At 61.2% G+C, this 12,420-nt stretch carries 7 protein-coding genes and 1 pseudogene; 3 read left to right on the top strand and 5 right to left on the bottom strand.

What is annotated here, in order from left to right; all coding sequences use genetic code 11:
- Nucleotides 1–10 precede the first annotated feature (10 nt).
- Nucleotides 11–961: an L-histidine N(alpha)-methyltransferase gene (egtD, locus tag L0C21_RS15005; protein WP_259279245.1), complete on the bottom strand. Its 951-nt coding sequence runs from the start codon at nt 959–961 to the stop codon at nt 11–13.
- Nucleotides 958–2,154 carry an ergothioneine biosynthesis protein EgtB gene (egtB, locus tag L0C21_RS15010; RefSeq protein WP_374940269.1) on the bottom strand — a complete coding sequence of 399 codons (1,197 nt, stop codon included), beginning with the start codon at nt 2,152–2,154 and terminating at the stop codon, nt 958–960. Before egtB ends, egtD begins: the two co-directional genes overlap by 4 nt.
- Nucleotides 2,155–2,549: 395 nt before the next feature.
- Between egtB and L0C21_RS15015 the strand changes: the two genes are divergently transcribed.
- Complete coding sequence (locus L0C21_RS15015; protein WP_259279246.1) at nt 2,550–2,867, top strand: hypothetical protein; 318 nt, start codon at nt 2,550–2,552, stop codon at nt 2,865–2,867.
- Nucleotides 2,868–2,921: 54 nt separating this feature from the next.
- On the opposite strand, the gene L0C21_RS15020 is transcribed toward L0C21_RS15015, so the two are convergent.
- Nucleotides 2,922–3,779: an NAD(P)-dependent oxidoreductase gene (locus tag L0C21_RS15020; protein WP_259279247.1), complete on the bottom strand. Its 858-nt coding sequence runs from the start codon at nt 3,777–3,779 to the stop codon at nt 2,922–2,924.
- 344 nt (nt 3,780–4,123) lie between these two features.
- On the opposite strand from L0C21_RS15020, the gene L0C21_RS15025 reads away from it, so the two are divergent.
- Entirely contained in the window at nt 4,124–6,118 is a 1,995-nt protein-coding gene (locus L0C21_RS15025) for an NPCBM/NEW2 domain-containing protein (protein WP_259279248.1), read from the top strand.
- A 63-nt stretch (nt 6,119–6,181) separates the two neighbouring features.
- On the opposite strand, the gene L0C21_RS15030 is transcribed toward L0C21_RS15025, so the two are convergent.
- Nucleotides 6,182–8,509, bottom strand: coding sequence for a hypothetical protein (locus L0C21_RS15030; RefSeq protein WP_259279249.1), 2,328 nt, complete (start codon nt 8,507–8,509; stop codon nt 6,182–6,184).
- A 204-nt stretch (nt 8,510–8,713) separates the two neighbouring features.
- Here L0C21_RS15030 and L0C21_RS15035 point away from each other — a divergent pair.
- Nucleotides 8,714–10,392: pseudogene (locus tag L0C21_RS15035) on the top strand (DUF885 domain-containing protein).
- Between the two features lie 50 nt (nt 10,393–10,442).
- On the opposite strand, the gene L0C21_RS15040 reads toward L0C21_RS15035, so the two are convergent.
- The gene (locus L0C21_RS15040; RefSeq protein ID WP_259279250.1) at nt 10,443–12,419 is read right to left on the bottom strand and encodes a tetratricopeptide repeat-containing sulfotransferase family protein; all 1,977 of its coding nucleotides are present in this window, start codon (nt 12,417–12,419) and stop codon (nt 10,443–10,445) included.
- Nucleotide 12,420 lies beyond the last annotated feature (1 nt).

Consider the following 12,420-nt stretch of genomic DNA (forward strand, 5'->3'; position numbering starts at 1 on the left):
GGGCTCTCTGTCAGGGCTCGATCCGGTCGGGCTCGGCAGCCCAGAGGTGCAACGCGAACAGGCGGTTGGGATCGGTCCAGGCGACGAGCGGCTCCCAGCCGCTGGCGCGGGCGAGGAGGCGCGCCTCTTCCAGGGTGTATTTATAGCTGTTCTCGGTGTGGATAGAGTCTCCGGCATCTAGATGGAAATTGTGGCCGGCTGCGTGGAAGGCGACATCCTCGGCGGTGACCAGATGCATTTCGGTGCGGCCGAGCGTATCGTTCCAGAAAGCGCGGTGCCTGAAGGCACGGACGGGTATCGTCCCTTCCAGTTCGCGGTTGATCCGGCGGAGCAGATTGAGGTTGAAGGCGGCCGTCAGGCCAGCAGCGTCATTGTAGGCAGCTTGGATCAGCCGGGGGTCCTTGCGCGTGTCGATGCCGATGACGAGGCGGGTGCCAGGGCCAAGCGTATCACGAAAGGCGCGGAGCAGCGTCACGGCAGCCCGATGAGTCATGTTGCCAATGGTGGAGCCGGGAAAGAACCCGAGCTTGGGTTCGCCGGCAACCATGGCTGGCAGGGACAAGGGCTTGGTGAAATCAGCAGCCAACGGCAGTACGTCGAGGCCGGGATGCGTGGCCGCGAACGCCGAAGCCGAAGCATGCAGGTAATCGGCCGAGATGTCGATCGGCAGGTAGGCGGTTGCTTTAACATGATCGAGCAACAAAGGCGTCTTGGCCGAAGATCCTGAGCCGAATTCAACGAGGACGCGCCCATGCCCGGAAAGGTGGGCGATATCGGGGCCGTGCGCCCGCAATAACCACACCTCGGCGCGCGTCAGATAATATTCGGACAGACGCGTGATCGCCTCGAACAGTTCGGAGCCGTATTTGTCATAGAGGAAGCGCGCCGGGATCACCCGAGGGCGCTGCGACAGGCCGGCGATGACCGCGCGGGCAAATTCGGTTTCGGCACCTGTCGTCATGCATCGTCCCTTGCCAGTCGCACGCCGGTAAACTGCCAGCGCTGATGCGGGTAGAAGAAGTTGCGGTAGCTGGAGCGGGAATGGCCTGGGGGCGTGGCGCAGGATCCGCCACGCAGCACGAACTGGCCCGACATGAACTTGCCGTTGTACTCACCGACCGCGCCAAGAGCGGGACGAAAGCCCGGGTAAGGAAGATAGGCGCTACCAGTCCATTGCCAGCAGGCATCGAACAGCTGCGGCAGGTTGGGATGCGCCTGGGCCACTGCCTCCCACTCGGCTTCGCGCGGCAACCGGGCACCGGCCCAGGCAGCATAGGCGCTGGCCTCGTAATAGCTGACATGGGTGACAGGGGCGTCAGGGTCGAGAGCCCTTGGGCCGGCGAGCGTGAAGGTCGACCACCCATCCTCTTCGCGCCGCCAGTAAAGTGGCGCTTCGATCCGCTCATTCTGAACCCAGGTCCAGCCGTCGGATAGCCAGAGTAACGGTTGGCGGTAGCCGCCATCGGCGATGAAGGCGAGCCAGTCGCCGTTGGTCACCAACCGCGCGGCAAGGCGAAAAGGTTGTAGAAGAACGTCGTGCCGGGGCGTCTCGCAGTCAAAGGCGAAGCCCTTGCCCGCATGGCTGCCGTTATGGCCGATAGCGACAATGCCGCCCGGATGGTTGATCCAGCCATCAGGCGCGGCGGCTGCCACTGGCTGTGGCGCATCAAGAGCGTAGGCCGGATGAAGCGGATTTTGCGCGAAAAGGTGGAGAATGTCGGTGAGCAGCAGCTCCTGGTGCTGTTCTTCATGGTGAAGGCCGAGTTCGATCAACGCCAGCGCTTCGGGATTTAAAGTCGGCAGGGCGTCTTCAACCGCTGCATCGACGTGGGTGCGATAAGCAAGGATAGTCGGCAAGTCGGGACGCGTGAGCAGGCCGCGGCGGGCGCGCGGCTGGCGGGGGCCTGCAGCCTCATAATAGCTGTTGAAAAGAAAGCCAAAGCGGTCATCGAAGATGTGATAGCCCGGCACATGGGGATGCAACGCAAAGCTTTCGAAGAACCAACTGCTGTGAGCGAGGTGCCATTTGGCAGGGCTGGCGTCGGGCATGGACTGCACGGTTGCATCAGCATCAGACAGCGGTGCGATAAGCGCGGCACTCCGCGAGCGTACCGCGCGAAATCGCTCTCTGGACAGACTGCCGAGCATCGTCATCCCGCGCGCCCGAACAGGCCGTAAATGGCAAGGAGCCCGATGATCGGGGTACGGCCCATGACACCGCTGACGAACCTGAGCAGATGTTGCATGAGGAGAGCCCTTTATCTAGCGCTCTTCTGACAACTACATAAGTCCGGCAGCGTTCCTGTCCGTAAGCCTGCGGCGCCTCAGGAAGCGAGGCCAGGCTGGGCTGCTACATTTTTAGGCATTGGGTAGGGACATTAATAAAATCAATGGCAAACAACCGTTGTGCCGGCAAAGTGTACATGGTTATCCACAGTTGCTGGGGATAAATCGAACCCATGCCAGACCTTGGGCCGAGGCGATATGGCGCATTGAATGCCGGCAATCAGCACGAATGGTCTAGATTATTGGGCATGTCGTCCTGATTTATGGCCAAGCCTATTGCGGGCAGCGATAGCGACCTTACATTGGCGTTTATGGATAACGGCTTTCAAATCACCATGACCCGTGTCGGGGATCATACCTACAGCTGGCGGCCGCAGAGCAGGCTGTCGAAGCTGTTCCTGACCGTCGTTGGCCTGGCCCTTCTGGTTGCGCTTGCATCCTTCGTCATTGGGGCAATCGTGGTTTCAGCATTCGTCATCATGGCCTTGGTTGCCACGGCCGTGGTCCGTGTGACGGTCCGCCGTTGGCTGAACCGTCACCGGGGCGGAGCGCCCGCGCCTGCCGATTCCGAAAATCTTTAGCGCGCTCAATGGTTGCTTGAGGGCCTGTCAATCGGCTCCCTTCAAGCTTTTTCGCTATCTTGAATGGGAGGCGCGGATTGTGAAATCGGCCATGGCCGACCAATCCCGATCGCCGAACCCTGCCTCGACGGTCTCTTTCATTCGTCTGTGCACGGCTTCCAGCATAGGCAGGCTTGCGCCTACCTGCGCGGCCGCTTCGGCTGCGAGGCGCAGGTCCTTCAGGCCAAGGGTCGCCTTGAAACCCGGCTCGTAGTTTTCATTGGCAATGTTGGCTGAATAAACCTGGTACGAACGGCTGCCAAAAAGCGTGCCAAGGATCAGTTCGAAGAAGCGATCACGCGATAGCCCGTTGGCTTCGGTCAGAACGACTGCTTCGGCCATGGCTTCGATCGCCATGGTGATCATCATATTGCATGCAATCTTGGCGGCATTGGCCATTGGAGCTTCTGTGCCTAGGTCCCAGATTTTGCCGCCGATAACATCAAGCAAGGGGCGGACCTTCTGAACGGATGGCGGTGCACCGGCGGCGAGAACATGGAGCTCGCCCTTGGCCGCTACATCGGGTCGCCCTAGCACCGGCGCCGAGACGTAACCGATGCCATGCTGCTCGTGCAACTTCACAAGTTCATGCGCGAACGCGACGGATATTGTCGATGAGACGATGTGGATGAGGCCTTGCCTTGCCTGCGCCAGCACATCGCTGTCCAAAACCACTTGGCGGATGGCGGCATCGTCTGAAAGCATTGTCAGCACCGCATCGCCCGTAAACGCTTCCCTGGGTGTGCCGACCATTGTCACCCCATCGACACCACCGCCCGAGCGGTTCCATGCCTTCACCACATGACCGGCTGCCGCAAGGTTCTTCGCCATGGCGCGCCCCATCGCGCCCAATCCGATAAATCCGATTTCCATATCGTCTCCTGTCAGGAAAGGTGCCTTCTGCTCTGTCTGTTCTGCACGCCAGCTCGCCATCCACCATCAAAGTTTCACGGCGCGCAATCACTTGGTCGCGACAGTGGTAAAACGCGCCACCTCAAGCCCGATCTCAGGTGATTTGGTCGATGCAAGGGCGGCTCTCACCTTAGCCATTTTGCGGAAGCAGATTGTACAATTCTTGATAGTATACTTTCTACTGATATAAGAGGCTGAGGCAGGTTCGGCCTTTTCCGGCTCCGCTTGAGCCAGCGGCAGGGCCCGCATCTGGTTCTTTGGTTGCCGGCTTTGGTTGGTGGCCACACTTCTCGGGGGAGGAAATAATGCAACGGCTTCTACAAACAACGGCGATCGCCTTGTTGGCACTGGTCAGTTCCGGCGCGCCTGTGCTTGCGGCTCCGCAACAGGCGGACCTCGCCCAGAAGACGCTGACCAAGCCGGAGGGGGCCATCTGGCTTGATACGCTCGACCTGACGCATTACCAGCAGCGGCGCGGACGGCCCGTTGCCGGCAAGGCCCTGACCGGCAAGCCGATAACGCTTGGTGGGACCGTCTATCCCCGCGGCATAGGCTCGCGCTCGATCGCTGAGTTCATCCTCGACCTGCGGGGACAGGCCGTGCGCTTCCGCTCAATGGTAGGGCTCGATGATCTCGCTGAAGATCCGCAGCGCGAAGGCTCTGTCCGGTTTCAGCTTTGGGCGGATGAAAAGCTCGTTGCAGACAGTGGCGTGCTGCGCGTAGGCGATGCTCCGAAGTTGCTGGATGTTGACCTTCGCGGCGCGCAGACGCTGACAATGCGTATCGACGACGGCGCGGATACGAGCAATGGCGACATCGCCGATTGGGGCGGTGCGATGATCGAAATGCTTCCCGGCGCTTTGCCGCCAACAGCCTATATTCCGCCCGTGGCGCCCCGCCCTGCCGTTGCTCAGCCTGAGCAAACCCGCACGCAGCTTCACGGTCCGCGCATTGTCGGGGCGACGCCAGGCAAGCCGTTTCTCTACCGGATCGGAGCGACTGGCCCTGGGGCGCTGCGCTACGGCGCGCGCGGCCTACCGCAAGGGCTCGTGCTCGATCCAGAAACCGGCATTATCAGCGGCACGGTCCGTGACGCGGGACAAAGCGAGGTTGTGTTGACGGCGACCGGCCCCGATGGCACGGCGGAGCGCACGCTGACGATCCTTGCCGGGGAGAATGCGCTCGCGCAGACGCCGCCGATGGGCTGGAATTCCTGGAACGTCTGGGGGACAGCCGTCGACGACGCCAAGGTTCGCGCGGCAGCTGACCTGCTGGTGTCCAGCGGTCTTGCCGCTCACGGCTACGATTATATCGTGCTGGACGATGCCTGGACGAACGGCCGCAATCCCGATGGCAGCATCAAGCCCAACGAGAAGTTCCCTGATATGAAGGCGCTGGTGGACTATGTCCATGCCAAGGGGCTCAAGTTTGGTATCTACTCCTCGCCTGGCCCCAAGACCTGCGGTGGCTATGAGGGCAGCTACGGCCATGAATTGCAGGATGCCAAAACATTCGCGGAATGGGGCGTCGATTTCCTGAAGTATGATTGGTGCTCCTATGACGAGGTGACGCCGGATCGCAGCCTGGCGAACCTGAAGAAGCCCTACGAACTGATGGGGCAGGCCCTGGCGGCGCAGAACCGCGATATCATCTTCAGCCTGTGCCAGTACGGCTATGGTGATGTCTGGAAATGGGGCGGCGAGGTCGGCGGCCATATGTGGCGCACGACTGGCGATCTGCTCGACAGCTGGTCGAACCTCGACAGCGTTGGTTTCCGGCAGGCAGGCCGTGAGCGCTATGTCTCGCGTGGCCGCTGGAATGACACGGATATGATGGTCCTCGGGACCGTCGGATGGGGCCCGAACCTGCATCCGACCAACCTGACACCCAACGAGCAGGTTCTCCACATGACCCTCTGGGCCATGCAGGCAGCCCCGCTGTTTATCGGTGCCGATCTGTCGAAGCTCGATCCATTTACCTTGGCGCTGCTGACCAATGACGAAGTGCTGGATGTGGACCGCGACATATTGGCGAAGGCAGGCAGCCGCGTATGGGCAAAAGACCGGCTTGAAATCTGGAGTCGCCCTCTTGCCGACGGCACCACCGCCGTCGCGCTGTTCAACCGTGGCCTTGCGCCGCGTAGCATCGAGGCGCGCTGGGAGGATCTGGGGCTGAGCGGGCCCCAAGCCATCCGTGATCTGTGGAAGCGGGCAGACCTTGGCACTTTCGCTGAAGGCTACAGCGTCATGGTGCCAAGCCACGGCGCCGTGCTGCTCAAGGTCGGCCAGCCCCAACGCTAGAATGGCCTGGTTTTCGAGTTACTTCCAAGGGGGCCTCAGGCCCCCTTGGAATCACTTGCTTCCTTATCCGTAGGCGACACTCAGGGAAAAGCTGCCCTGCGGCGTGCCGCTGATGACAATTGTGTCATCCGAGGCAATGCGCGCAGTGCCAGACGGGATTTTGGAGGTGAGCTGGCGCAGGCGAAGGCCGCGCGCCAGGCGCACGCGCATCTCGACGCTTTCCGGGCCGTTCTCCGGCAGTTGCCCCTCAATGGTGATGCGCTTGTTGGAAAGATCATGTGACAGCGCATAGCTCACACGGCCCCAACGGGTGGGCGCATCGCTGATCGCGATTTTTTGTCCCGACATGATCCAGTCGCGCGGAATGGCGCGTCCCAGATGCAAGGTGTTGCTGTCGGCGCGCTCGAAGACCAGCATCCAGCGCAGCAGCAGAGGGATGGTGAGTTGCGCCGGGATGCAGAAGAGCGGCAGGCCGCCATCGATTCCTGCGACCTCGGCGGCAACCCAGCCGCCCGGCGTATGGGCGTGGTGGCGGTGCGAATAGAGGAACAGGAGATATTCCTCGATCCTATCCTGCCGCAGCAGTTCCTGCGCGTAACCATAGGTAATAAAGCCGAGTAGGTTGCGATACGTGTCATTGGGAGCGGAAAAGTTGGCAACGACGCCAAGGACGGTGCCGCCATGACCGCGAACGCAATCAACTGTCAGCCGGGCAAGATCCTCGGGCAGCACATCGGCCTGAAGCAGTTCGCAATAAACGCGATGTGACCAGCCTTGCTCATTGCGCTGGTGCGTCGCCAGCGCCTCGCGAAATGTCCCCTGTGCGCCGGGCAGGGGGCTGATATAGGCGGGCGACAAATCGCGTCGAACATTGGCGCGCATGCTTTTGATTAGTGCCTGCTGGAGTTTTTCGGCGCGGCTTTCCCAGCTTTTCGCCAGCGCCTGGCCGCCTGGATCAATGCTCGTCCAGACCTTTGCAATATCCCGCCAGCCACGCACCGCAAAGGCGCTGTTGTTGTAATAGGGCTTCCACCAGAGGCTGGGATCTGGATGCAGGCAGGCGTCGGACTCGCTCCAGCCATGGATCAGGCCATGGCCGCGATCCTGCGGGGGAAGCGCAAGGCTCTGATCGTGGAGTTCCGCCAGAACCTGCGCCGTTGCGGCGATCTTGCCGCGATACTTGCGGAGCGTGGCGACATCGCCAGTGTAGGTGAGGTAGCGCGCAAGCAGACTGAGCGTCAGGCCGAACTGTGCCGTTTCGGGCCCTCGCATATTAATCATGCCGTCATCGAAGACGAACTGCGTGAAGTAATTGTCGAGTACGGCCTTCGCCTGCTCGAACCTTCCCCACTCCAAATTGGCATAGAGAGAGCTGGTGAAAGTGTCCTGGAATCCGTCGTACTCAGGCCCGAAGTAATCTCGGTCGACAGCGCCATACTTGGGATAAGTGCCGCCCGGCCGGACCATCAGTTCCTTGACGAAGGCATGCCGGGCCATATCGGCCCAGTCCGCGCGCGGAAGCTCGACTGGTGCCATATCGGCAATTGCGCCGCGCCAGGTGGCAAGGAACGACAGGAGCGCCGTGTAGAATTGGGCCGGCTCAGGTGGTTGGCGCCGGGGCGGATAGGGCGTGTAGCTGTGGCCGTAGGCGATCTTCGCTGCCCTGCCATGCTCGACCAGGATCGTGCGGTGCCAGGTCTGAACGACGAGTGGATCATTGGCGTTGACGTCGGCAAACACCAGGAGGTCGTACCAGCGATCCTTATCGAGCGGGATAACCTTGTGCACCGCAGGATACCAGCCGCCCAGCAAACCTTCCTCGCGCCGCTTTGCGATCTCGTCACCGCTCAGCTCGGGAAAGACATGCTCGGGGCGGAAGCAGCGGTCGCGCCCATTGGGAAAGATCGGCATGGTGTCGCCAGCCTGGATCGTGCCGACGAAGGTGGTCCAGGCCATTCGCGAGCCCAACTCCCGTGGGTTGAAATCGGATGCCAGCGGCGGTGCCGCGCGCCGCACCTGCTCCTCGTCGGGGTCGCCGCCTCCTTCAAGCAGCTTCTGCGCGAGTAGATCGGCATCGGCGCGGGCAATCTCGCGCAGCGACAGGCCGAGATAGGGCGGGTTTGCCGTCGCGTAGGTCGGCTCTGTCCGCTTGGCAAGACGAATGCCCTGTCCTTGGGCGTCAAGAAGTAGCAGCTCGCCATCGCCCGAGCGCAGATCTTCCCACACCGCCCAGTCTTGTCCATCGGCGGAAAAGCTGGCGATGCGTACCATGCCGACCAGGGTATCAGCCGCGATCGGCTGGGTCGGTGGCATTGCCTTGGCACGTCCCGCCTGTGATGAGGCGAAGACGATGCCTGCCGCTGAAGCCATTAGAAAATCACGCCTATGCATATCTCTTACCCCCTTTGAGCCCAATGTGGCTTGCTCCAAAATAGAATATATTATACGAAAGTAATAGCCGTAATTACAAAACGCGCTTTAAGCGTGGCAACGACGGGGGAGATGTCGCTGATGGGCCAAGCTTCGATGTGGGGGGGCAGGAGCCTCTGTCTTGCTCTCGTGACGGGAGTCGCATTTCATTTCGCCACGCCCGCAATGGCGCAGCAGCCATCCGCGCGCCTCAGCGCCATCGTTGCGGATTATGAGGGGCTTGCCGCTGAGGCCAGTGCCAGCAATGGCGCCGCTTGGCCCGATGTCAGCCCGAGCGCGGCCGCCAAGCGGGCAGGCGCCTACGCGGCTCTTCGTGATCGTCTCGCTGCGCTGCCGGCGGACACGCTGGATGCCGAAGAGGCTCTTACCCGCGAGTTGCTCGACTGGCGGCTCGGTATTCTCATTGAGGAAGCGCGCTTCGACGAAGACCGTATTCCGTTTAACAACGGTGATGGGTTTTTCAATACCGCCAACTATGCCGCCCAGACCACGGTAATCCGCAGCGAAGCGGATGCTCGAGGCTGGATCGCGCGCCTGCGAGCATTGCCGGCCTATTATGAGGCCAACATCGCCAATATGCGGCGGGGTATTGAAACCGGTTTCACCCAGCCGCGCCCCACGGCAGAAGCTGCGCTGCAGATCTTACGGATCGCGGCAGAACAGCCTGTTGAGGCAAGCCCTCTGCTCAAGCCGTTCTCGGCAATGCCTGCAACAATACTCGCGGATCGGCGTGAAGCGCTCGTGGCCGAGGCGCGAGCTGTCGTGGAGAAGAGCATCAAGCCGGCACAGCAGGCATTGGTCACCTTCTTTGAGACGGAATATCTGCCGCATGCCCGCCCAAAGCTCGGCGCTTCCAGCCTGCCCAATGGCCGCGCCTATTACGCGTTTGCGGTCCGTCGCTCAACCACGACGGAGATGACGCCGGACGAGGTATTTGCCTTGGGCCAGTCAGAGATTGCGCGCATCCGGGCAGAAATGAACGAGGCGATGCGGGAGACGGGCTTCAAGGGGGACCTTCCCGCCTTCCTTCGCTCCTCGCCGCAATTCTATGTGAAGGATCTTGAGACTTATATCGAGAAAGCGAGCGCGATCGGCAAGCGTATCGATTATCTGCTGCCTCAGTGGTTCGGAACTCTGCCGCGCCTGCCTTGGGGCATTCGCGTAAAGCCGCCAGAGATGGAAGCATCCTCCGGTGGTTATAATCTGGGCGATCCCGCTGCGGGCATCTCGGGCGCTGTCGTGATTAGCCGGCAATCCTATAAGAATCCGCTGTTCAGCCTGCCAGCCTGGATGATCCACGAGGGTGTTCCCGGCCACCACCTGCAGATTGCACTCGGCCAGGAGCGGCTGGATTTGCCTGAATTTCGCCGCCGCGATGATATCACGGCGTTTGTCGAGGGCTGGGCTCTGTATGCCGAGCGTCTCGGGGGGAGATGGGGCTCTACGACACGCCCTATGAGCGGTTCGGCCAGCTCTCCTTCGAGATGTGGCGCGCCTGCCGACTGGTAATGGATGTCGGCATCCATTGGAAAGGGTGGAGCGCCGAGCAGGCGGCCTCATGTCTGCGCGAGAACACGGCTCTGCCGGAGCGCGCTGTTACAGGCGAGACGCAGCGCTATATCGCCTGGCCGGCTCAGGCGCTGGCCTATAAGGTGGGCGAGGTCAAAATCGTCGAGCTTCGTAAGCGTGCTGAAGAGGCGCTTGGACAGAATTTCGATATCCGCGAGTTTCATGATCTGCTGCTGACCGATGGCCCGATGCCGCTCTCGGTCGTGGAACGGCGCGTTGACCAGTGGATTACGCGGGTGCAGGAACGGCATGGGCGCGGCGCGGTTGTGCATTGATCTGTGCTGCCGGCCTGGCCTATGGCCAGGCCGGCGCGCCTTTTGGTTATCTATGAGGAAGCCAGTTCGGGGCCGAGCGCCTCAAAGAGCGGTTCGAGCCACTGCTTGTAAGGGCGCCACTGGCCCACGCCATCACGGTTGATCGGACGGCGAACCTGCTCCGAGCTCGCAGTCCGCACTGCACGCTTGTTGCGGTGAAAGTCAAGGCAGGCGGGCTCAAACTCAAGTCTCAGAAAGTCGAGCATCCGGCGCACCTGCGCCTCGGTGTCCGCGATCAGCTCCTCATGCTGCACGCGCAAGATCTTGCCGGGCAGCACCTTGTCCCAGTGCGCCATCAGATCGACATAGCCACGGTAATAGGCGCCGATGTCGCTGAGGTCATAAGAGAAGTTTTGCCCTTCGGCAAAGAGCTGGCGATAGCAGGAGAAGCAGCAATCAAGTGGGTCGCGCCGCGCATCGATGATTTTCGCATTGGGCAGGATCAGTTGGATCAGGCCAATGTGCCGGAAGTTGTTGGGCATCTTGTCAGTGAAAAATGGCGCACCCTGCCGGAAAACCTGCGTCTCACGCAGGAAACGCTTGCCGAGCTCCCGTGTTTGCCGAGCATCAAGGTCGGCCAGAACGTCGGGATAGCGTGGGCCCTTCCCGTTTTTGCGGGTGCCGCCCAGTTCCTGCGCGAAGGCCATGATATTGGGCAGCTCCAGCGTACCGTCTATCTGGCTGTGCGATGCCAATATCTGCTCGATCAGGGTCGATCCGGCACGCGGAAGGCCGACGATGAAAATTGGGTCAGGGGAGGAAGCGCCATGATCCTGGCGCTCGGCAAAGAAGTCGGCCGTGAGCAGTGATTTTTGCAGGTCGAAGGCGCGCTGCATGCCCTCGGCCTCATAATCCAGCTCGGCACGCTTGCCCGCATTGCCAATCTGGTAATGGGTAAATGCGGCTTCGTGGTCCTTGCGGCCTTCAAATGCCTTGCCGAGCGCAAAGGCCAGCCGGTAGCGATCAGGCGGCGCGGTCTCGGGAGAGGCCAGCATGGCCTGCATCGTCTCAATCTCATCATCAGTGAAATGGTAGGTTTTGAGATTGGCCAGGCTCCACCATGCATCCCCCAGATCGGGGCGCAATTGGCTCGCGAGACGATAGGACTCGATAGCTGCGCCTTGCTGACCAATGGTTTTTTGGGCATGGCCCCGCATCAGCGCATTAGCAGGGGCACTGCGATGCTCGGCGATCAGTTGGTCATAGACTGCAATCGCATCCTCGTTGCGGCCGACAGCCGCCAGCGCATCCGCGCGCAGCGACCGCGCCGCGCCGCTCTCCGGCCGGGCGGCACAGGCGATCTCCGCAGCCTCAAGCGCGCTGGCGAATTTCTGCCGTTGCAGCAGGACGCGTACATGGTCGAGCCGGGCACCGAAATGGCTAGGGTCAAAAACGAGCGCACTTTCGAGCAAATAGTCGGCATCGTCCAGAACGCGCATATGCAACCCAATGCGCGCGAGCAGGCGCATGGCCTCCACATTGCGCTTGTCACGCTGGAGAATATTGCGACAGAGCTTCTCTGCCTGATCGAGTTCACCATCATGAATCATAACGGCAATGGCCCGAAGAGGCGGCGCCATGGCCGATAGTGCCGCGATTTCCTCGTCCGCTTCGCGAATGAGGGCGGAGTCATTCATTGACGCGCCCAGTTCTCTCAGCGCACGCCAACTTGCCAGCAGGGCTGGATTGGCCTGAACGGCGCGCCCAAACGCATTGATGGCGGCGAGAACCTCCCCCTTGGCAAGGAAGCAATGCCCGCGTTCCTGCCAATCATGGCCATAGCCAGGGCGAAGCATAGATAGCCGCTCGAGCGTTGCTAATGCAGCGTCAGGCTGTTGCATGTAACGCTGGGTGACAGCAAGGAGATAGAACGCGTCCTTGTTGTCCGGAGCCTTGGCGATCAGGCGTTCGAGCAGATCGCGTGCAGTGCCAAGCTGTCCCTGTTGCAGGGCGGCTTTTGCTTGGTCCAGACTATCGGCGGTGTTCATT

The sequence above is a fragment of the Pedomonas mirosovicensis genome, assembly GCF_022569295.1.
Taxonomy (GTDB): Bacteria; Pseudomonadota; Alphaproteobacteria; order Sphingomonadales; family Sphingomonadaceae; genus Pedomonas; species Pedomonas mirosovicensis.